The organism is Gilvimarinus algae, from assembly GCF_030518215.1.
Lineage (GTDB): Bacteria > Pseudomonadota > Gammaproteobacteria > Pseudomonadales > Cellvibrionaceae > Gilvimarinus > Gilvimarinus algae.
The window spans coordinates 557,468-577,540 of sequence record NZ_JAULRT010000062.1 but is presented as its reverse complement, the minus strand read 5'-3'; the positions used below and the strand labels follow the sequence as shown (position 1 = coordinate 577,540).

The 20,073-nt window shown below is 56.8% G+C and carries 20 protein-coding genes; 6 read left to right on the top strand and 14 right to left on the bottom strand.

Annotation, left to right across the window (positions count from 1 at the left end; all coding sequences use genetic code 11):
- Positions 1–20 precede the first annotated feature (20 nt).
- Positions 21–383: a hypothetical protein gene (locus QWI16_RS17380; RefSeq protein WP_302715114.1), complete on the top strand. Its 363-nt coding sequence runs from the start codon at positions 21–23 to the stop codon at positions 381–383.
- Positions 384–550: 167 nt separating this feature from the next.
- On the opposite strand, the gene QWI16_RS17375 is transcribed toward QWI16_RS17380, so the two are convergent.
- Positions 551–1,060, bottom strand: coding sequence for a hypothetical protein (locus tag QWI16_RS17375; RefSeq protein ID WP_302715113.1), 510 nt, complete (start codon positions 1,058–1,060; stop codon positions 551–553).
- 180 nt (positions 1,061–1,240) lie between these two features.
- On the opposite strand from QWI16_RS17375, the gene QWI16_RS17370 reads away from it, so the two are divergent.
- Positions 1,241–2,530 (top strand): DUF2254 domain-containing protein, encoded by a 1,290-nt coding sequence (locus QWI16_RS17370; protein WP_302715111.1) that lies wholly within the window; start codon positions 1,241–1,243, stop codon positions 2,528–2,530.
- A 129-nt stretch (positions 2,531–2,659) separates the two neighbouring features.
- Here the strand turns inward: QWI16_RS17370 and QWI16_RS17365 are convergent, their stop codons facing one another.
- Entirely contained in the window at positions 2,660–3,631 is a 972-nt protein-coding gene (locus QWI16_RS17365) for a calcium/sodium antiporter (protein ID WP_302715110.1), read from the bottom strand.
- A 174-nt stretch (positions 3,632–3,805) separates the two neighbouring features.
- A complete protein-coding gene (locus QWI16_RS17360; RefSeq protein WP_302715108.1) occupies positions 3,806–4,822 on the bottom strand; it encodes a LacI family DNA-binding transcriptional regulator in 1,017 nt (338 codons plus the stop codon).
- A 218-nt stretch (positions 4,823–5,040) separates the two neighbouring features.
- Between QWI16_RS17360 and fucP the strand changes: the two genes are divergently transcribed.
- Positions 5,041–6,345, top strand: coding sequence for an L-fucose:H+ symporter permease (gene fucP / locus QWI16_RS17355; protein WP_302715107.1), 1,305 nt, complete (start codon positions 5,041–5,043; stop codon positions 6,343–6,345).
- Here fucP and QWI16_RS17350 read toward each other — a convergent pair whose 3' ends face one another.
- The 7 genes from QWI16_RS17350 to QWI16_RS17320 all read right to left on the bottom strand — a co-directional run bounded on the left by QWI16_RS17350 (position 6,346) and on the right by QWI16_RS17320 (position 12,903).
- Entirely contained in the window at positions 6,346–7,263 is a 918-nt protein-coding gene (locus QWI16_RS17350) for a DUF4380 domain-containing protein (RefSeq protein ID WP_302715104.1), read from the bottom strand.
- Between the two features lie 41 nt (positions 7,264–7,304).
- Positions 7,305–8,153, bottom strand: coding sequence for a thioredoxin family protein (locus tag QWI16_RS17345; RefSeq protein WP_302715103.1), 849 nt, complete (start codon positions 8,151–8,153; stop codon positions 7,305–7,307).
- A gap of 21 nt (positions 8,154–8,174) precedes the next feature.
- Entirely contained in the window at positions 8,175–8,702 is a 528-nt protein-coding gene (locus QWI16_RS17340) for a YaeQ family protein (protein ID WP_302715102.1), read from the bottom strand.
- Between the two features lie 3 nt (positions 8,703–8,705).
- Complete coding sequence (gene lysS / locus QWI16_RS17335; protein WP_302715101.1) at positions 8,706–10,190, bottom strand: lysine--tRNA ligase; 1,485 nt, start codon at positions 10,188–10,190, stop codon at positions 8,706–8,708.
- A 19-nt stretch (positions 10,191–10,209) separates the two neighbouring features.
- A protein-coding gene (prfB, locus tag QWI16_RS17330) for a peptide chain release factor 2 (RefSeq protein WP_302715100.1) occupies positions 10,210–11,305 on the bottom strand; the annotation gives its coding sequence in 2 pieces (ribosomal slippage) (positions 10,210–11,232 and positions 11,234–11,305; 1,095 coding nt in all).
- A gap of 88 nt (positions 11,306–11,393) precedes the next feature.
- The gene (locus QWI16_RS17325) at positions 11,394–12,482 is read right to left on the bottom strand and encodes a permease (protein ID WP_302715098.1); all 1,089 of its coding nucleotides are present in this window, start codon (positions 12,480–12,482) and stop codon (positions 11,394–11,396) included.
- Positions 12,475–12,903 carry a MerR family transcriptional regulator gene (locus QWI16_RS17320; RefSeq protein ID WP_302715097.1) on the bottom strand — a complete coding sequence of 143 codons (429 nt, stop codon included), beginning with the start codon at positions 12,901–12,903 and terminating at the stop codon, positions 12,475–12,477. The genes QWI16_RS17325 and QWI16_RS17320 overlap by 8 nt, the downstream gene beginning before the upstream one ends.
- 262 nt (positions 12,904–13,165) lie before the next feature.
- Here QWI16_RS17320 and QWI16_RS17315 point away from each other — a divergent pair, with 262 nt between their 5' ends.
- Complete coding sequence (locus QWI16_RS17315; RefSeq protein WP_368045305.1) at positions 13,166–13,402, top strand: 4-diphosphocytidyl-2C-methyl-D-erythritol kinase; 237 nt, start codon at positions 13,166–13,168, stop codon at positions 13,400–13,402.
- A 31-nt stretch (positions 13,403–13,433) separates the two neighbouring features.
- Here the strand turns inward: QWI16_RS17315 and QWI16_RS17310 are convergent, their stop codons facing one another.
- On the bottom strand, positions 13,434–13,688 hold the full coding sequence (locus QWI16_RS17310; RefSeq protein WP_302715096.1) for a DUF4404 family protein: 255 nt from the start codon (positions 13,686–13,688) through the stop codon (positions 13,434–13,436).
- A gap of 140 nt (positions 13,689–13,828) precedes the next feature.
- Here QWI16_RS17310 and QWI16_RS17305 point away from each other — a divergent pair, with 140 nt between their 5' ends.
- Together QWI16_RS17305 and QWI16_RS17300 are read left to right on the top strand one after the other, a co-directional pair.
- A complete protein-coding gene (locus QWI16_RS17305; RefSeq protein ID WP_302715095.1) occupies positions 13,829–14,263 on the top strand; it encodes a GtrA family protein in 435 nt (144 codons plus the stop codon).
- Positions 14,264–14,268: 5 nt separating this feature from the next.
- Complete coding sequence (locus QWI16_RS17300; protein ID WP_302715092.1) at positions 14,269–15,285, top strand: glycosyltransferase family 2 protein; 1,017 nt, start codon at positions 14,269–14,271, stop codon at positions 15,283–15,285.
- On the opposite strand, the gene QWI16_RS17295 is transcribed toward QWI16_RS17300, so the two are convergent.
- From QWI16_RS17295 to QWI16_RS17285, 3 genes are all read right to left on the bottom strand, one after another.
- A complete protein-coding gene (locus QWI16_RS17295; RefSeq protein WP_302715090.1) occupies positions 15,206–16,528 on the bottom strand; it encodes an MFS transporter in 1,323 nt (440 codons plus the stop codon). The genes QWI16_RS17300 and QWI16_RS17295 overlap by 80 nt on opposite strands.
- Positions 16,529–16,912: 384 nt before the next feature.
- The gene (locus QWI16_RS17290; protein WP_302715088.1) at positions 16,913–19,387 is read right to left on the bottom strand and encodes an ABC transporter permease; all 2,475 of its coding nucleotides are present in this window, start codon (positions 19,385–19,387) and stop codon (positions 16,913–16,915) included.
- On the bottom strand, positions 19,387–20,067 hold the full coding sequence (locus QWI16_RS17285; RefSeq protein ID WP_441294566.1) for an ABC transporter ATP-binding protein: 681 nt from the start codon (positions 20,065–20,067) through the stop codon (positions 19,387–19,389). The genes QWI16_RS17290 and QWI16_RS17285 overlap by 1 nt, the downstream gene beginning before the upstream one ends.
- Between the last annotated feature and the right edge of the window lie 6 nt (positions 20,068–20,073).

The window sequence follows — 20,073 nt, the reverse complement described above, 5'->3', positions numbered from 1 at the left end:
GTTCATAGAAGGAGAAGCCAATGAGCAATCTTGATGATATTAAAAAAGGGTTAATGGAAATTGACGGAGCGCTTGGATGCGCTATTGTGGACTACACCACCGGCATGCTGCTGGCCTCCGACGGCGCCGGCGTCGATCTGGAGTTGGCGGCAGCCGGCAACAGTGAAGTGGTCAAAGCGAAACTGAAAACCATGAAAAGTCTGGGCATCGACGGCGGCATCGAGGACATACTGATCACCCTGGACACCCAGCTACACATCATACGGCCCAGCACCTCGAACGAGGGCCTGTTTATCTATTTGGTCCTGGACAAAAAATCCGCCAATCTGGCGCTCGCCAGACGCAAGACCGCCGATCTGGAGAAAGCGTTACAGAGAGTCTAACCAAAGGTCCATTCGCTATGCCCGATGAGACACCGGGCATAACGAATGCTGATAGAGTTCATCAAGTGTTAAGGTTTTTATAGCAGAAGAATTCGAACTGCCGCAGAAGGAGGGGTCATCGCCTTAGGGCCAATGGCTCGTTCTGACACAGCGACCATTGAATGCCGTTAAATATCCACAACGAGGCTTTCGCCCTCAGTCACACGAATTCGCTTCATCACTCCGCCGCCTTTTTTCGTGTCACCTTCGGACCAAATAATAAACCCTATCGCATAATAGTCCCCAGCCGGCACTTGCAAAAACTCAAACCGGTTGTCTTCGTTACACGGGGCGCTTAGGTTGAGCTCATGATAGGCCTTGGCGTCGGGGGTAAAGCTCGGCGGATCTTGAGACATCAAGATTTGTCCCTGATCGTTATTGCCGTAAGTTCGAAAAATTCGCTCGTTGGCGTAATCGGCCGCCGGCAGGAGCTCTACATGAAAGCCGCCACAACCTTTCTGCTCACCAGTTTCCAGACGAATAGAGGCTGTGCCGGACACCGTGGCGCTGCCTGGCTGCATTACCCAATCGACCTCACTGGAATCAAAGCGGCTTTCCAACTCCAGCGGTTCTGCACTTGCGCCCATACTCACAACGGTCAGCAAGCCAGGCAGTAGAAACATAGGGCGATTTATCATACGTCTTTCCTTTCCATTAAACAGGCATTGTGCCAGTATTCACGCAGCGCTTTGCTTGACCGCGAAGCCCGAACATCATACCCCAGCGCTGGCACAAGTTGAATCGCACCTCGCCCCTGAGCTCGGAGTATGGAGACCCAGGCGCAGAGCCGATAGCGAATAATCCAGGAAGCACACCTTATGCTCACCAAGTTCGGATGGAAACTCCTGCAGTTGAGCCGCGCCCTTTGGATGCGTACTCTGGCCTTTGCCATTCTCGCCGTGGCCACGGCGCTGATCGCTATTGCGCTCAAGGGGTTTATCCCCGCCTCTCTTTCAGGGCTCATCGGGTCCGAAGCGGTCGATAAAATTCTGTCAATTCTCGCCTCCAGCATGCTTGCGGTGACGACTTTTTCCCTAAGCGTGATGGTGACGGCCCACAGCAGTGCCGCCAACAGCCTTACCCCACGGGCTACACGTCTGCTCATAGAAGATACGACCACGCAGAACGCCTTGGCGACGTTTGTCGGCTCGTTTGTCTACTCGTTAGTCGGCATCATTGCGCTCAGCACCGGCGTCTATGGCGACGAAGGGCGCGTGATACTGTTCGTCGTCACCATCGCCGTGGTGGTGTTGATTGTCGGTACCATTTTACTCTGGATTAATCACCTGGCCAGGCTGAGCCGTTTTAGCGAGATAGCTGACCGGGTCGAGAGCGCGGCCATGGCGGCTATCGTCAGGCGCAGTGAACACCCCTGGCTGGACGGACAAAGGCTCGACAGCCTGGACGACATACCCGAAGGCTGTCAGGCAATTTACAGCTCGGCCACGGGCTATATCCAACATATCGACGTTCAAGCTCTCAATCAGTGGGCGGATGAGCGAAAGGCTCAACTGTACATTGCCTGCCTGCCGGGTTCTTTTGTTCACCCCCACAGAGCCTTGCTCTATAGCAGCGTCCAGAGCTCTGACGATGAGTTCAAACCACTGCACAACGCGATTACCCTGGGGGATACCCGATCTTTTGATCAGGACCCACGGTTCGGGCTCTTGGTCATGGCTGAAATTGCCTCGCGTGCGCTCTCTCCGGGCATTAACGATCCCGGCACGGCTATTGAAGTGCTGGGCCGCGGCGTGCGCTTGATAAGCGCCTGGAAAGTCACACCCGAGGATGTCAGCGACTACGAGATTCCTTACCCGCGGGTTTGGGTGCCGCGCGTTGAACTAGAAGAGCTGTTTATCGATTTTTTCAGCCCCATCGCACGCGACGGGGCAACCATGCTTGAAGTGCAAATTCGCCTGCAAAAATCCTTAGGCGCACTGGCCGCGATAGATACACACTTTCATCACGCCGCCTTGGCAGCAGCGCGACGCGCTTTGGCAAGAGCCCGGTCGCACATTGAGTTCGAGCCTGACCAACAAGCGCTCGACGGTGTTTTCGAGCGGCTTTTCGGTGCGACTGAGCAAGCGGCTGGGCCCGGCAACGATTAGCTCGGTAACAAGTTACCCGGCAAGCATAAAACCGGGGACCGCACTGGCGCGACAGTTCGCGCGGCAACAGACGCACCAAACCTATACCTTCTTTGAGCCTCCGGCAAAGCCTCTTTACAGGTCGGACTACTAACCGCCAAAGGTAGCGGCAATCAGATACGCGGTGTAACCGAGATAACACGCCAGTAAAAACGCCCCTTCGAAGCGGTTAATCCGACCTTGCCTGCGAAAGCCATAGCCCAATACAAACAGTGAGGCCGTCAAACCCGCCATAACCAGCATGTCGCGACTAAGCACCTCTGGCCCTACCTCCAAGGGGTGAATGACACCGGCTATACCCACCACAGCCAACGTATTAAACAAATTAGATCCAAGTACATTACCCAGCGCGAGATCGTGCTCGCCCTTGCGGATGGCGAGAATGGACGATGCCAGCTCCGGCAGCGACGTGCCCACTGCCACCACCGTCAGGCCGATGATCAAGTCGCTGACGCCGAAGCTTTGCGCGAGCGACACCGCACCCCAAACCAGAATCCGCGAGCTGATGATCAGCAGCACTAAACCCGCCACCAACCAAAAGACGGCACGCTTGATGGGCAGGGCGTTTGCCTCAAGCTCCTGCCCCATTTCCACGCCGAGCGGGTCGCTGGCCTTTTTCATGCCCTGCCAAATAGTCCAGGCCATGACCACCACAAACACGCCGAGAAGCACCAGCGCGTCGACCCGATCAATATCACCGTCCGTTAATTGCCAGGCCGCCAGCACCGTCACCGCGAGCAAAATGGGCAACTCTTTGCGCAGCACCTGCGAGTGCACAACAATCGGGCTGATCAGCGCGGTCAACCCAAGAATCAACGCAATATTGGTGATGTTGGAACCATAGGCGTTGCCGAGCGCGAGGCCAGGGTTACCCTGCCCTGCCGCCAATGCTGAAACCACCATTTCGGGCGCGGAAGTCCCAAAGCCCACCACCACCATGCCAATCAACAGCGCCGGCATACCAAAGTGGCGCGCGGTAGCGGCAGCGCCGTCGACAAAGCGATCAGCGCTCCACACCAATAGCGCCAGCCCCAATACCACAGCCAAAAGAGCGTAGATCATAGACACCTTGTACTAGCAACCTAGGAAAAGTAGCAGCAGAAAACACTGCAACGGGCACTTTGTAGCAGTACCACCGTGGCTGCGTCAATCGATGGTTAGCGGCCACCTCAGTGGGCAAAAAACCAACCGGAATGGAGCCCAAACAAGTTCACACTTGCCGGAAAAGCGCTGAGATTACTTGCCCAGCTTGCCAGTGCTTTCGCGCACCAGAATCCGACAGCTCATAATCGCCGCCGGCATTTGCACGGCTTTTCCCTTGAGCTGCTTGATCAGCAGTTCCGTGGCCTTACTGGCCATATCGGCAATGGGCTGGCTGACGGTGGTAAGAGAGGGGAAAATCTGGTGAGCCACGGGGGTATCGTCAAAGCCGGCTACCGACAGCTCGCGCGGGATGGCAATACCCCGATGATGCGCCTCGATAATCACGCCCGCGGCCATATCATCGTTACTGGCGAAAATCGCCGTGGGCCTGGACTCAAGCGCCAGGAGTTGAGCGGCACCCGCGCGACCGGATTCAAACGAGTTGTAGCCCTGCACCACAAGAGATTTATCCAGCTTGATCCGACTCTCTTTCAAGGCAGCCCTGTAGCCTTTGAAGCGTTCTGCAACCGCTTTGTGGTCCGGGTGCCCGGCGATAAAACCAATACGCTCATGGCCGAGCTCGATCAACTGGCAGGTCATATCATAGGCCGCCTCCTGATCGTTGGTTTGCACATAGGGGCAGGCCTGCTTGTTCTCGGTAGGCGAAAGCCGGACAAAGGGCACCTGGGCGGCCACCAGCCCTTCGACCAACTCGGCAATATCAGACAACGGCGGCGTCAGAATCAGCCCGTCAACCCGACTCTGGCGCACCAGCGACAATACTTCACTGGCCAGACTGGGCTCGTCGTGACGACAGGGGTGAATGAGCAAGTCGTAACCGGCGCGGCGGCAGGTTTCGAGCGCCCCCTCCTGAACATCAATCACGTAGTTGGCGCTGGGGTTATCGTAGAGCAGCCCCAGCACATAGGAGCGGTTGGCTGCCAGCGAGCGGGCCGACTGACTGGGGCGATACTCCAGCTCGGCAATGGCCGCCTGCACCTTGTCCCGGGTGCTGGCTCGCACATTGGGCTCTTTGTTCACTACCCGCGAGACGGTTTTCATAGAGACGCCGGCAAGAGCGGCGACGTCGTCAATGGTTGCCTTGGCCACTGAGTCCTTCCTGCGCAAAAAGAAGGCATTCTACCTGAAAACCGGAACGGCGGCGGCGCGCTATGCTGACAGCGCTGTCAGTTTGCTTTATAGTAGCCGCGCTAAATAGAGGTCCGCTCCAGGGCTCATAACAACAAGGCACACCTGACACAACAAACAAACCGCAAGGCACGCATCCAGTGCGGTGACATAACAGATTCTTCCTACGAGGTGTAACTATGGCAACTGCTCCGACCGGCGCTGGTGTCGCTCAAACGACCGATACCGATGAAAACTACACGGGCCCGCTGATTATTATCACGATTTTGTTCTTCATGTGGGGCCTACTGACGGCCATGAACGATGTGCTGATTCCCCACCTGAAAAACGTTTATACCCTGACCTACACCCAAGCGATGATGGTGCAATTTTGCTTCTTCTTCGCTTACGCGGTGGTATCTCTGCCCGCGGGATCGCTGATTAAGAAAATAGGCTACCAGAACGGCGCCGTTACCGGTCTGGTCATTGCCGGGTTTGGTTGTTTCCTGTTCTACCCCGCTTCAATGAGCACCTACACCGTGTTTCTGATCGCGTTTTTTATCCTGGCGGCAGGCATCACTGTGCTGCAAGTGGCGGCCAACCCCTATGTTACGGTGCTTGGGCCCGCACGCACCGCCTCGAGCCGATTGAACCTGACCCAGGCTTTTAACTCGCTGGGCACCACCATCGCGCCGGCGCTTGGCGGCTTATTGATTCTCGCTGCCGCCGGCGAAGTGCTCGACCACGAAAGCCTGTCAGAAATGGAAGTGGCGGCCATGAAAGCCAAAGAAGCCGCCGCCGTGCAGATGCCCTACCTGGTGCTGGCCGGCTCGCTGATCGCTCTGGCGGTGTTTTTCAAACTGGCGAAGCTGCCTCAAATCTCCCACGACAATGACCCGGCCGACCTGTCAGATGCCGCGCATATGGGTGAAAAAGGCTCTATTTTCAAGCAGCCCCATCTGATCCTTGGCGCCCTGGGTATTTTCATGTACGTGGGCGGCGAGGTAGCCATTGGCAGCTTTTTGGTGAACTTCTTTGGCGAGGAAAACATCGCTGGCATGAAGGAGCACGAAGCCGCAGCCTACGTGAGTTTTTATTGGGGTGGTGCCATGATCGGCCGGTTTATCGGCTTTGTGGTCATGCGCCATGTCCAGCCCGGCAAGGTGCTGGCCTTTAACTGCGTAGCGGCCATTGCGCTGGTGTTGGCGGCGGTGTTCTTTGACGGCAAACTGGCCATGTGGGCGATTATCGCCGTGGGCTTGTGCAACTCGATTATGTTTCCCACCATTTTCAGCATGGCACTGCACAAGCTTGGCAGCCTGACCAGTCAGGGCTCAGGGCTTTTGTGTGTCGCGATTGTCGGCGGCGCTATTGTGCCTCTGCTGCAGGGGGTACTGGCCGATACCATTGGCATTCAGCTGTCGTTCCTGCTGCCGGCCCTGTGCTACGGCTACATCCTGTTTTACGGCGTGAAGTACGCTAACCTCTACGCCAAAGCGGACTGATCAGTCCGCCTGCGCCAGCGCGCCTCCGGCCAGTTGCCGGGCGCGCTGAGCCAGCACACCGTGCTCGCCAACCAGATCTTCCGGCACTGTGGCGAAGACCCACAAGACTTCCCAACTGAGCGACTCACCGGGCATCAGGGTTGTCAGATAGCCCTGCTGTTCTAGCTCTATATAGGTCCCTGCGCCATTGGCATAAAACTCAATTTCCCCTTCTCCGGGGGCCATGAGTTCAGCCGGTACATTCTCAAAGACCTTCACGAACAGATAATCATCAGACTGATAGGCCAGCCACCCCTCTTCGCCATCGGTCATCACCTTATGGTGCTCGGCGGTAAGATCGGCCCGCTGGTACTCATACCAACTGATGCCGTCGGCTTCCGCAAACGGCAGCCCGGAAAAATTACCAGTGGTATAAGGCGTTTCACCTTTGGGGAAAAAGATCAGCCCCTCGGCGGGTAAACGGGTAATTTCCCAGGGCGCCAGTGTCACCGTCTCTTCACCGGTGTTGCGAATTTGGTAGTCGATAACCAGAGTGTTTTCCGTGTTGCCCAGCGAGTAGCTTTTGCTCGCCGCGACCTTGAGCCCGGGGTCTGCATCCCCAACCAGGGTAACCCCCTGCTCTGTGAGCTGCGTGCGGTAGGGTTCCGAGTCGAGCGCCGCTGGCGGCGGCCACCCCCACTCACTCTGGGGGCTGGTCCAGAGCACATTGCCCCAGCTGTTGCTGTTGGCAGCCCCCTGGGCAGTCATCAATCTTTCTTTGCCCGCGAACACCACTGACGCGATACGCCCGCCGACACCCGGCGTTAGTGTGACTTTCAGTTGGTCCCGCTCGAGGACAACCTGCCCCTGCGCCATGGACAAGTAATCGGGCGGGGTAATGCCCGCGGAGGACTCCGGCTCAGGCGTGCAGGCGCTCATTACAAACGGCGCCAGGCACATAAGTGCTATTGGGCGGCGCATCAGTAGAGCAAGGTAAAAAGCTTGCGCTGATACTCAACCGCCAGCGGATCACCCTTGCCAAGGGCGGCGAGAATATCGGTAATGGCTTTGCGGGCAGCGCCGTCATTAAAGCCCCGATCGCGCTTGAAAATATCCAGCAACAGCTCGAGGGCGTTTTTGTGCTGACCCTCTTCGTTCATTTGCAGCGCCAGAGCGTAGGCGGCTTGCAAATTATCCGGATTGGCCGCGTACTCGGCCTGCAGCTTTTCCAGCTCGGGCGAGTCGGCGGCCTGCTTTTTCAACTCCACCACCGAAAGGGCCTGGTGGTAGACGGCATCCTGATCGGCCATTTTTACCGTCGCCAGCAGGCCCTCAGCCTCTTCCACCCGGCCCATTTCGGCATAACACAGCGCCAGCAGGCAGGTAATCATGGGCAATTGATTGGACACTTCGTGCGCCTGGCGCAGCAGTGGGAGGGCCTCGGCGTAGTTGGCCTCATCCATCCAGGCCTTAGCGGCCAGTACGTCGGCCTCCCAGGCTTTGGGCAGGTAGGGTTCCAGCAGCTCGCGGATTTGCGGCTCCGGCTGAACGCCACTAAAGCCGTCCACCGGCTGACCGTCTTTGATGATCATTACCGTCGGCAGGCTTTGAATACCAAACTGAGCCACCAGCATTTGCTGCTGGTCCGTGTTAATTTTGGCCAGTAGCAAATCACCCGGGTATTCACCGGCAATGGTTTCAAGCACGGGCATCAGAGCTTTGCAGCCCTCGCTGCGGCCCGACCAAAACTGCACCACAACCAGCCGCTTAAACGACTCGTCAATCACATACTGTTGCGCATTTTCGGCAGTAATATCGACAATGTTCATAGCCTTGTCTCGCCTTGTTAATTACTGTTGGGGGGTAATGGTAAGGGATTTATCAGCGCTTGTGAAAAGCGCGCTCCCCTCGCTGATGTAGACGGAAAGTGACATGTTCCTTTCGGCCAAATCGGCTAGCGCCGCCACCTCGTCAGCGTCCAAATGTCGCACGCTGAGAGAGGCCATAGCATTGCACTCTTTGGCCACACTCGGCCACCACTGATCACGCCCGCGGCCGGTACTATAGACAAACTGCCGGCGGGATCGCGAGCGGGCTTTTTTAAGCCGATCCAAGCTCGGTTGACCCACCTCAATCCACTCGAGGATATCGCCGGAGGGATCAACTTGCCAGACATCGGGCTCATCCTCGGTAGACAGGCCTTTACCGAAAAGTAAATCATCGTGCGCGTGCAGACACCACGCAAGCAGGCGCACCATCATCCGCTCTTCGGTTTCCGAGGGGTGGCGGGCCAGCGTCAGCCGGGTATCCAGATAAACATGCCGGTCGGTGTCCGACAGATTGAGATTGACCTTGTAAACACTTGCCCCCAGCGCCACGGATTACTCCGGGCGCATGTGAGGAAAAAGCAAGACGTCGCGAATGGACGGCGCATCGGCAAAGAGCATCACCAGGCGGTCGATGCCAATACCCTCGCCCGCGGTAGGCGGCAAGCCGTATTCCAGGGCGCGAACATAATCGGCGTCATAGTGCATGGCCTCATCATCGCCAGCATCCTTCTCGGCCACCTGTGCGCGAAAACGCTCGGCTTGGTCTTCGGCGTCATTGAGCTCGGAGAAGCCATTGGCCACTTCGCGGCCACCGACAAAAAACTCAAAGCGCTCGGTGACAAAGGGATTGTCGTCTTTGCGCCGGGCCAGTGGCGAGACTTCCGTGGGGTACTCGGTGATAAAGGTGGGTTGATCGAGCTTTTCTTCCACCGTCGCTTCAAAAATCTCAATCTGCACCTTGCCAAGCCCATAACTGTCTTTCAGCGGAATGTGCAACTTTTCCGCGACCTTGCGGGCCGATTCAAGATCGGCAATATCCTCTGCATTAAGTTCAGGGTTGTACCGCAAAATCGAATCGAAGACGCTGATACGGGCGAAGGGCTTGGCAAAATCATACTCACTGCCCTGATAATGGACGGTGGTGCTGCCTACCACGCTTTCGCACATGCCGCGCAGCATGTTTTCGGTGTGGTCCATCAAGTCGTTATAATCGGCATAGGCCTGATAGAACTCGAGCATGGTGAACTCAGGGTTGTGACGTGTCGACAAACCCTCGTTGCGGAAGTTGCGGTTGATTTCATAAACTCGCTCGAAGCCGCCAACCACCAGGCGCTTGAGATAAAGCTCAGGCGCTATACGCAGGTACATATCGATGTCCAGCGCGTTGTGGTGCGTTACAAAGGGTCGCGCACTGGCACCGCCCGGGATCACCTGCAGCATGGGTGTTTCCACTTCCATAAAGCCCTGGCCGTCCAGGTAGTTGCGAATAAAACTGATGCACTTTGAACGCAGGCGGAAGGTGTTGCGCACCTCGGGATTGACGATCAAGTCCACGTAGCGCTGACGATAACGCAGCTCCTGATCGGCCAGACCGTGATATTTTTCCGGCAGCGGCCGCAGGGATTTGGTCAGCAGCTTCCACTCGCTCAGGTTCACATACAGATCACCCTTGCCGGATTTGTGCAGCGGCCCTGAACCGCCGACGATATCGCCAATATCCCACTGGCCATCGCTGTCTTTAATCGCGTTTTGCACCTCCTTTGAGGCGTAAAACTGAATGCTGCCCTCACCGTCCTGAATCAGCATAAAGGGACCGCGCTTGGCCATAATGCGTCCGGCGACACTGACCTGATGGTCCAGCGCCTCGAGCTCTTCTTTGCTCTTGTCACCAAAGTCGGCCAGCAAATCAACGCTGACGTCGGTGCGGCGAAAGTCGTTGGGAAAGGCGTTGCCGCGCTCGCGAATGCTCGCAAGCTTGGCGCGGCGCTCGGCGATCAGCTTGTTTTCTTCCTGTGCGTTTAGTTGCTCGTCAGTCATAGCGGGTCACTTATCTCGATTAGAGTCCAGCCTTTAGGCTCGCTTCAATAAATTGATCCAGCGACCCGTCCAGTACGCTCTGGCAGTTGCTGGTTTGCACACCGGTGCGCAAATCCTTGATGCGCTGATCATCCAGCACGTAGGAGCGGATTTGACTGCCCCAGCCGATATCGGATTTGGTGTCTTCCAGAGCCTGCTTATCTGCGTTGCGCTTTTGCACTTCCAACTCGTAGAGTTTGGCGCGCAGCATTTTCCAGGCTTTATCGCGGTTGGAGTGCTGCGAGCGCTCGCTCTGACACTGCACAACCGTATTGGTAGGCTCATGGGTCAAACGCACAGCCGAATCGGTCTTGTTAATGTGCTGGCCACCGGCGCCCGAGGCACGGTAGGTATCGGTGCGCACGTCGGCCGGGTTAATATCAATCTCAATGTCGTCGTCAATTTCCGGTGACACAAACACCGAGCAAAAAGACGTATGGCGCCGGTTGCCCGAGTCGAACGGCGATTTGCGCACCAGGCGGTGAACGCCGGTTTCTGTGCGCAGCCAGCCAAAGGCGTACTCGCCCTCAAAGCGAATGGTAGCGCTTTTAATGCCAGCCACCTCGCCCGCCGATGCCTCTTCCAGCGTCGCCTTGAAGCCCTTGGCCTCGCCCCAGCGCAAATACATACGAAGCACCATTTCGGCCCAATCCTGCGCCTCGGTGCCACCAGAGCCGGCCTGGATATCCAGGTAGGCGCTGTTTTCGTCCATTTCGCCGGAGAACATACGACGGAATTCCAGCAGCTGCAACTGATCATCCAGCCCCGTGATCTCTTCGATCACATCATTCAGGCTGTCCTCGTCGTTCTCCTCTTTGGCCATTTCCAGCAGCTCGGTCAGGTCACTGACGCCGCTGTCCAGATCATCGATGGTCTTTACCACGGCCTCGAGGGACGACCGCTCTTTGCCCAGAGCCTGGGCGCGCTCGGGGTTGTTCCAGACGTCAGGTTCGCCGAGCTCGAGCTCGACTTCTGTCAGGCGCTCTTTCTTGGCATCGTAGTCAAAGATACCCCCTAAGCACGTCGGTGCGCGCCTTGAGGTCTTTAAGGGCTGTCAGGTGCGGATTGATTTCCATGGGTGCTCGCAAATGGTGTACAAAAGCGGCGCATTCTACCTTACAAACGGCCTGCACACTACCGTCGGCGACTGAAGCCAGGCTGGGTTCAGGGCGCGAAGAAATTGAGTATCCAGGCCACCACAATCACCTGTGGCAGAACAATCAACGGCAGAAACAGAGCGGTCTTCCAGGACTTCATGGTGTCTTTGATCACCATAATCTCAGTGTAGTCCGTGGCCACTCCGGCCATTAGAAACAGGAAGCTGTTGCCCGGGGCTTTGGCACGATTCATCAAGTCGGCGGCGATGGGGGTTGAGCCCTCAGAACAGACCTCGATAATCGCAGCGGCGACGGTCGTCAGCAATAAGCCCAGCAGGGTCGGACCGAACCAGTCGGCGAAGGCGTCAGCGGGTACCAGCGCACGAATGGCCGCGGCCAGTAACACCCCGAAGAGCAACCAGCGAATCACCATGCGCGATCCCTTGAGCCCCTCGCGACCCACCGCCGCCAGTGCTCGCGGCCTTAGGGTAATATCCGCCAGCAGCGATTTAAGCTGGGGGGCGATGGGTTGGGCCTCGCTGTCAGTGTCCTGCCCGTATGGGTTGTCGGCCAGGCGTCGTGCAGCGACGGCCCGATCAAAAATCAATCCGGCGATCACGGCAATCACCATGGACAAAAGAATAAAGGCGAGGGTCCAGGGTACCCCGATCAAGGCAATCATAATCAGCGTTAGCGACAGCGAATTCCAGGGGCTGGCAATCAAGAAAGCCATTACCTGGCCAAGGCTCGCGCCCTTTTGGTAGAGCTTCATGCCCACCATTAAAATGCCGTGGCTGCACAAATCAAGCAGTACGCCGGCCGCCGTGGCCCGCAAAATACCAGACAATGAACCTCCACGGCCGAGCAGAGAAACCACCAATGTCTGCGGCACAAAATGGAGCAGCCCGACAAACACAATCCCCAGGGCAACCCCCCACCACATGGTATTGAGCAGCTCAAACACGGCGTGCGCCATGTGCATCAACCAGCCTTCCGCCACCGCGCCAGTAAAATAGGCCAGATAAAGAGTCACGCAACCGATCAACGAGCCCCATAGGAGGATGTCCGGGCGCGTCTTACCCTTGAAGTTGCCAGCGGGGGCACAGCAGCTGTGCGCCGGTGTGGGTTCCGGGTCTTTATGGCACGGCTCACTCATGATGGTCCTCCAGAAGGGTAAAGGTCATTCCCGAATCCTCGCGGGTTAAACCTTGCAAAATGGCACATTCGGGCGCCTCATCACCGCGACAGCGGACAGCCAGTTCGGTCAGCGTCTGGCGCATGGCCTTGAGATGGCTCAGCTGCTCATCCAACTGCTCGATTTTGTGCTCCACCGCCCGTTTTACAGCGGCGCTGTGCCGGCGGGTATCACTTTGCAGCAACAGCAGTTCGCGACACTCCTCGAGAGAAAAGCCCACTTTGCGGGCGCGCGACACCAGGGTCAGTTGCCGGATATTCGCCGGACTGTAATAGCGGTAGCCATTTTCCTGGCGCTCACTGCACACGAGTCCCAGAGACTCGTAGTAGCGAATGGATTTGGGGCTCAGACCCGTGGCCTCGGCGGCTTCACCGATTTTCATTTTCGAACTCCCGATCAGCATTTACCCGGATACTAAACCTTCCAGTAAGGTGAAGGTCAAGCAGGCATTTTGACGCTTTTTGCGATCAAGTCGCCAGAAGCTGGGAACAATTCTCTTTAAAATGCGCAATTAGATAACTTTCTTCGGCCGATAAAAGCTATACAAACTCACATAAAAATAATATAAATCAACAGTTTATGAGCTATAGTTGACAAACAAAGTGAAATGTTGAAAATAACTTGAGGATAAGTAGACTGGATCAATGCTAACGATGGAATATCTGGACGTATCACACCCCGAATGGGCCAGAATGTGGGACGAACTTTCGCTGTATAAGATCAACGGCGGGGATCACCTGTGTATTAATGGCGGCCAGTGCTGGGAGTACATGGGCTCGACTCTGGATCACCATCATTTGCGCCATGCCTGCCACCCCGCTACAGGCAGGGCGGAGTATATCTACATTGAGCGCGCCCGCGCCGCAGTGGGCTGGGCCTAAGCGGCGCGCGTCAAGGCGGCAATCGTCGCGTTTACATGCCCATGTTTCTCAGGGCGTTGATGATCTCCCCGAGCACCGCAGATACCTGAGGGTGCTCCTCTTCAAAATCCTCAAGCATAGCCTCAAGCGTATCCACCGGTCGCGGGTCTGGACTTTCGGCCGTACCCGCCGCATGAGTGTGCCGCTCCAACTCTGCCATTAACCGCTGTTGCGCCGGGCTCACTTCGTCATTACCAAACAAATCGTGTAACCGGGTAATGAGATGATCGAGCTTTTCCTCTGACATAAGTACCTCGTATTCCAGTGAACGGCGCCTTACACTCTCGCCGGTTAAATGTTATAAAACGCAACGTGCATCGCACGCTATAACTATAACCAGTGCCCCTTAACGCCGTCCAGCAATAGGGGCCATTTGGGAACTTCACAGTGTCAGAGACTTCTGCCAAAACCACCAACGGGCGCACCACGTCTGTTGGACAATGGTTGCACCGGCTGTATCGCTTGCAGTTCGGACGCTTCCTGCTCGTCGGTGGCGCGGCAACAGTCTTGCAGTATCTGTTACTGATCCTTCTGGTAGAGCTGACTATTTTGCCCAACGTGGCCGCATCCGCCGCTGCCTTTACTTTATCGGCGGTGTTTAATTACCTGGCCAACTACTACTTCACCTTTCAGGCGACGCAAAAGCACAGCGAGTCGGCATTGCGATTTGCCGTTACGGTCGCGATTGGCCTGGGGCTCAACACCGCGGTTTTTTACCTGGCGGATATGCTAATGCCCCACTATGTGCTGGCGCAAATGCTGGCCACAGCGGTCACCTTGGTAAGTAATTTTCTACTACACAAATTCTGGATCTATCGGTAACGCATATGGCAACGGCAACTTTGGCAATTGTAGTCCCCTGCTACAACGAGCAAGACATGCTGCCGCAGAGCCTTCCGGTTTTGCTGGCAACTCTCGATGAACTTATCGAGAAGGGAAAAATTTCCAACACATCCAAGCTCTATCTGGTGGACGATGGCAGTCGCGACAACACCTGGGAGCAAATCGACCAGGCCAGTCTCGCAAGCAGCGGAAAGGTCGTCGGTATAAAACTCTCGCGCAACCGGGGTCACCAGAACGCTCTAATCGCCGGACTTGAGACAACGGTTGAGGATATGGTGGTCAGTATCGATGCCGACCTGCAAGACGATCCGAGCAACATCGAACGCATGGTCGATGAGTTTCACAAAGGCTCAGACGTAGTCTACGGCGTGCGGGCTGCACGCAAAACAGACACGTTTTTTAAGCGTTTTACCGCCGAGGGCTATTACTATCTGATGCGGCGCATGGGTGTGGATCTGGTGTTCAACCACGCTGATTTTCGCCTAATGTCCCGGCGCGCGCTCAATGCGCTGCTGGAGTATCGTGAGAGTCAGTTGTTTTTGCGCGGCATTGTCCGCGAGGTGGGCTTTACCTCCAGCATTATCGAGTACGACCGACAGAGCCGGCTCGCCGGTGAAAGCAAATACCCGCTGCGCAAGATGTTGTCACTGGCCTGGAACGGCATTTCCAGCTTCTCCACCGCGCCACTGCGAGCCATTACGCTGCTGGGTATTACCGCCAGCGCCCTTTCGATGCTGCTGATTGCGTGGGTCCTGATAACACGTTTTTTCACCGACAACGCCATTCCCGGTTGGGCCTCTATTCTGCTACCACTGTTGTTTATCGGCAGCGTGCAATTGCTGAGCCTCGGTGTTATCGGTGAGTACCTGGCCAAGCTCTACCAGGAAGTCAAAGCCCGGCCCCGCTATCACATCAGCGAGATCAGGGGCGAGACTGAACCTCTGGCAAAGAGCGGGCAAGCCATGCACCCATCGCCCCCAGCGTCGACAAAAACGCAATAGCCGTGGCGATGTCAAACACACTGGCGATCCAGCCCGAACCCCCGAGCAGCAGTAAAACCACACCGATAACGCTGTTGCTCACGGCCACGTAGTCGGTGCGCTGATCGCCTTCGGCCAAATCCACCACATAGGTCTTGCGTCCGACTCTCACACCTTGGTGAGCCAATGCGAGAAAAAAGTAGGCCAGCGGCAACATCCAGGGTAATGCCAGCACTGCCGGCATCATCCAAAAAGCCAAGGCGACGCTCGCCGCAACACTGGCTGTCATGGCAGCACCAAACATAATGACCAGACGACTGGAACGATCTGCAAAGCGCCCCCATGCCGGTGCTGAAATTAAGCTTGCAGCTCCTGAGGCCAATAAGAACAACCCCAGCATGTAAGCCTCAGTCCCCACTTCCTGCTGGGCCAGGGCGACGATGTATGGAGCTGTCAGAGCAGAACACAAGAGCATGGCCCGGGTAATGACAAAGCGGCGAAAGGGTTTGTCCTTAACCAACAGCCCAAGTGAGCCAAACGCTGTTGCCAAAGCGTTGGCCCCGCCGCTGGTGGCGCCGGGAAACTCCCGAATCATGGCGTACACCACCGCTGCAAGCAACCAGAAAGCCCCAGCTACCGCCAGTAAAAGGGCACAGTCACTAGGGCCGAACTCAATCCGATCGCGCTGCAAAAACAACCATACTGCAAAGACTACGGTCACCAATCCCGCTGCACTCGCCGACCAGCCGTTAATCTGACCGCGCCGCGTCTTGGGAATGGTCTTACCGAGCACATCCTTCGATGCCACAGAACAAAGACCACGCGCCAGCGAAAACACCACCAGTAGTACCAACAGCGTCCAGCCGGCCAGAGCACCAGAAAGAGTCAGCACCGTACCAGCCATCGCTAAAACAGCACCTGCTTGCAAGACACTGCCCAATACCCAGATCCACTTTCTAAGGGCACGCCCGCGCACAAACGCTGCGATCATCAGCTGTGGTAACAGCGAGCCCGACTCACGAATGGGCACCAAAAAACCGATAAATGCCACAGGCGCAGCCACCGCCTGAAACACCCAGGGCATGACAATTTTGGGATTGGTGAGGGTATCGCCACACTTGGTCAGGAAGTGACTCAGAATCATCAACAAAAAATTACCAGGCACCTCGCGACAGGCGCGCTCTTCAATGGCCTTACAGACCCGCGCGTCTTCTTCGTTGGTAAGTTTCTGATACAGTTCTTCCGCAAAGCGAGAATGTTTCATAATCGGTGAAGCGCTCTCCAATTCAAACCAATATACACGGTGCCTAAAGCATAACCCAACCCAATTCAACTGCGTGTTTTTAGCGCTAAGACTGGGACCTGGAAATTTTCAGAGCTGATATACGGTTTACGAGAAACCACGCACACCTTTATGATGGGCACGTGCTCGGGCCCAAAACGAGTGAATGTTAGAAAACACCTGAGGGCGTAAGCACACCCATCCTCACAAAGAATAGCTAGTGTTGGATGTCATGACATCCAACAGAGGCTGTGACATTGAAAAGATCGCAGCGAAGGCGATGCTGAAGGTATTCGTTCGCGACTCACCCAAACCCTCTACATCAACCGTCGGCCAGCCACAACTACGCCTATCAATCTCACACCGCTACTGAGCCTCGCGCAGGACAATCGCTGGCGGTGTGGTCACCGCATGGCGACAGCTAATTGCGCCTAGAACACCAACGAACACTGCGCTTACCGCGGGCGTCAGAAGCCAATACAGATAGTGAGGCTGCACAGGCACTTCAAACACGAACACTTGCAAACCCAGCAACAACGCCTCCGAGGCCATCACTGCAATCACGCCAGCACAACCGCCCAGCAGGGCAAATTCAATCCAGATGCCTCCCACCATAAGGCGGCGAGGGGCACCGAGCGCACGCAACAGGCCTGCCTCTTGTTTGCGCGCATCGATACTGCCGGTCACCGCCGCGATCAATACCAGGCAGCCACCCAGCAGCACCATGGCCAGTACCAGACCCACGCCATCGCTGACCTGAGAAATAATCGTCCGGATCTGGTTGATGATTCTGTCGAGTTCAATGACCACAACGGTCGGGTAACGCGTCAGCAAGGTGTTGATAAAACGCTTTTTCTCCGCGGGCAAATATACGCTCGTCATGTACATGGGCGCATAATCATCGAGTGCACCGGGCTCGAAGATAAAGTAAAAATTCGGTTGCAGGGATTCCCACTCCAAGGTGCGAAAGCTTGCCACCTCAGCCTCGGCGGCTAGCCCCCCGATCGAAAAGCTCAGGCGGTCTCCCAAAGCTATGCCCAAGCGCTCGGCCACCTCCTGCTCCACCGACACACCCGGCAGGTCTGCCTCGCCGCGCTGCCACTCGCCCCACCACTTACCAGCCACCACTTGATTATCCTCGGCGAGCTCAGCGGTCCAGGTCAAAGAGGCTTCTCTGTTCAGGGTATCTTCGGGTTTGGGTTCATCGTTTATGTGCGTCAGCCGCCCGCGCACCATTGGGTAGAGCTGCTCTACTTTCAGCGAGTCGGCGGTCAACAGCGCTCTGAAATCCTCAACCTGCGACGGCGCAATGTTGAGGAGAAAATGGTTGGGCGCGTTGTCCGGCACCTTAACCTGCCACTCCTCAATAAGCGACGTTCGCACAATGGTTAGGCTCAACAACAGCATAATGGCTGTAGCGAAGACTACCACCTGTAAAACACTGGCACCGCGGCGACGCTGGATACTGGCCAGCGCCAAACGCCAGCGGCTACCGGCTTGAGCACCGGCGCGCCGGCTGGTGGCCAAAAGCCCCAGAGCCAATGCACTGGCGAGACTGCCAACAACCGCAAGGGCCGCCAGTACCGTCAAACCGAGCACCAGATCGCGCCCGAACACACCGACCAAGAGAATCAAAACCGCGCACGCCAGAATCACTTGCCAGACAAAGGCTCCGCGCGGTATGACCATTTCCTGGCGCAACACTTTAATCGGCGGCACACCCGGCAAAAACCAAAGACTTGGCAGCGCAAAGCCCACAAGCGCCAAAGGCCCGCTCAGAAGGCTCAGCGCAATCGGTATCAGGCCACTGGGCGCCATCTCGATCTGGTAAAGCTTGAGCACCACTCGGGCAATCACCTCCTGCAAGAGTGCTCCCAATGCCAGGCCGAGCAACGATGCCAGGGCGGCGAGAATCAGCAGCTGAGCTAGATAAAGACCACGAATACGCCCGGCCGAGGTGCCCAGGCTTTTCAAAAGCGCCACCTGATTAATGTGGCGGTCGGCGAACTGGCGTGCCGCTAGGGCGATGGCAACGCCGGCCAGAAGCACACCCATCACCGCAGCCAGCACCAAAAAGCGTCGCCCGGACAGCAAGGTGCCCTGCAAGCGGCGTTGCGCGTTTTCAATGTCCATGACTTCTTCATGCTCGGAGAGCTTGGGCTCCAGCCACTGCATAAACTCAGAGACTTGCGCCTCCTCGCCAGCCAACAACCACTGATACTCCACCCGACTGCCCGGCTGAATTACCCGGGTGCGCTCCAGATCGGCCCAATTCATCAGAATACGGGCACCCATGACACTGAAGGGGCCACTGCCATCGGGTTCACTGGTAATCACACGGGTAGCCCTAAGACGCCCCTCCCCCACTTGCAGCGTATCTCCAAGCTCTATGTGCAGCAGAGGCAAGAGTCGCGAATCCACCCAGACCTCTCCGGCCGCTGGAATTCCCTGGGCACGCTCGATCAGCTCGGGCTCAAGCGCAAAGGGCGTTTGGCTGGTATCGATGTAACCGCGCAGCGGATACCCCTCAGCAACGGCCTTAACCGATGCCAGGTGCATTTCATCGCCGGCAAACACCATGGAGGCAAAGTGCACCACGCGAGTTTGTGCAAGATCGCGCCGCCTGGCCTCATCGGCCCATTCGCGTCTGTGAGGTTGATTACTGGTGACCAGTCGATCCGCACCGAGCAGGGAGTTACTCTGCTCGAGTAACGTGCCCTCAAGCCGGTCAGTGAACAGAGCAATCGCACTGACCACAGTAACCGCCAGCGCCAACGCGACGGACAGTAATTTGATTTCGCCACTGCGCCAATTACGCCACAACAATCGCCAGGCCAACATCAGGCAATAGCCTCGGCGCTGGCTATCATCAACTCCCCACCCGCGAGCTGTAACTGGCGGGCACAGCGATTGGCCAACCGCTCTTCATGGGTAATCAGCACCAGCGTAGTGCCGGCCTCCTCGTTCAGGCCGAACAACAAATCATTAATCGTATGGCCAGTGCTGCTGTCGAGGTTGCCGGTGGGCTCATCGGCAAACAGGATGTCCGGCTCACAGGCAAAGGCTCTGGCAATGGCAACGCGCTGCTGCTCTCCGCCGGAAAGCTGCGGCGGATAATGTCCGAGGCGAGCCGCCAGCCCCACCCGCTCCAGGTATTCGCTGGCGCGCTGGCGCGCTTTGGCATCGCCGACCAGCTCAAGCGGCAGCATTACGTTTTCCAGTGCCGTCAACCCAGGCAGCAGCTGAAACGACTGGAACACAAAGCCAACATGCTCAGCACGCACGCGCGCACGCCCCTCTTCGTCCAGCTCACCTAGATTGATGCCGGCAAGTTCAACCCGGCCGGTGGTGGGAACATCCAGACCCGCGAGCAGTCCGAGAAGCGTGGATTTACCAGAACCCGAGGCCCCCGTAATCGCCAGGCTCTCCCCTTTGGCAACGCTGAGATTAATGTCTTTGAGAATGGTAAGATCACCGGCGGCGGTCGTAACTGTTTTTCCCAACTGGGCGGCCTGGAGCATATAAGC

Coding starts and splice junctions, on each gene's coding strand:
- QWI16_RS17315 (WP_368045305.1), top strand. CDS start 13,166: ATGCTAACGATGGAATATCTGGACGTATCACACCCCGAATGGGCCAGA.
- QWI16_RS17310 (WP_302715096.1), bottom strand. CDS start 13,688: ATGTCAGAGGAAAAGCTCGATCATCTCATTACCCGGTTACACGATTTG.
- QWI16_RS17320 (WP_302715097.1), bottom strand. CDS start 12,903: ATGAAAATCGGTGAAGCCGCCGAGGCCACGGGTCTGAGCCCCAAATCC.
- QWI16_RS17300 (WP_302715092.1), top strand. CDS start 14,269: ATGGCAACGGCAACTTTGGCAATTGTAGTCCCCTGCTACAACGAGCAA.
- QWI16_RS17290 (WP_302715088.1), bottom strand. CDS start 19,387: ATGTTGGCCTGGCGATTGTTGTGGCGTAATTGGCGCAGTGGCGAAATC.
- QWI16_RS17295 (WP_302715090.1), bottom strand. CDS start 16,528: ATGAAACATTCTCGCTTTGCGGAAGAACTGTATCAGAAACTTACCAAC.
- QWI16_RS17350 (WP_302715104.1), bottom strand. CDS start 7,263: ATGAGCGCCTGCACGCCTGAGCCGGAGTCCTCCGCGGGCATTACCCCG.
- QWI16_RS17380 (WP_302715114.1), top strand. CDS start 21: ATGAGCAATCTTGATGATATTAAAAAAGGGTTAATGGAAATTGACGGA.
- QWI16_RS17375 (WP_302715113.1), bottom strand. CDS start 1,060: ATGATAAATCGCCCTATGTTTCTACTGCCTGGCTTGCTGACCGTTGTG.
- QWI16_RS17325 (WP_302715098.1), bottom strand. CDS start 12,482: ATGAGTGAGCCGTGCCATAAAGACCCGGAACCCACACCGGCGCACAGC.
- fucP (WP_302715107.1), top strand. CDS start 5,041: ATGGCAACTGCTCCGACCGGCGCTGGTGTCGCTCAAACGACCGATACC.
- lysS (WP_302715101.1), bottom strand. CDS start 10,190: ATGACTGACGAGCAACTAAACGCACAGGAAGAAAACAAGCTGATCGCC.
- QWI16_RS17365 (WP_302715110.1), bottom strand. CDS start 3,631: ATGATCTACGCTCTTTTGGCTGTGGTATTGGGGCTGGCGCTATTGGTG.
- QWI16_RS17345 (WP_302715103.1), bottom strand. CDS start 8,153: ATGAACATTGTCGATATTACTGCCGAAAATGCGCAACAGTATGTGATT.
- QWI16_RS17370 (WP_302715111.1), top strand. CDS start 1,241: ATGCTCACCAAGTTCGGATGGAAACTCCTGCAGTTGAGCCGCGCCCTT.
- QWI16_RS17285 (WP_441294566.1), bottom strand. CDS start 20,067: ATGCTCCAGGCCGCCCAGTTGGGAAAAACAGTTACGACCGCCGCCGGT.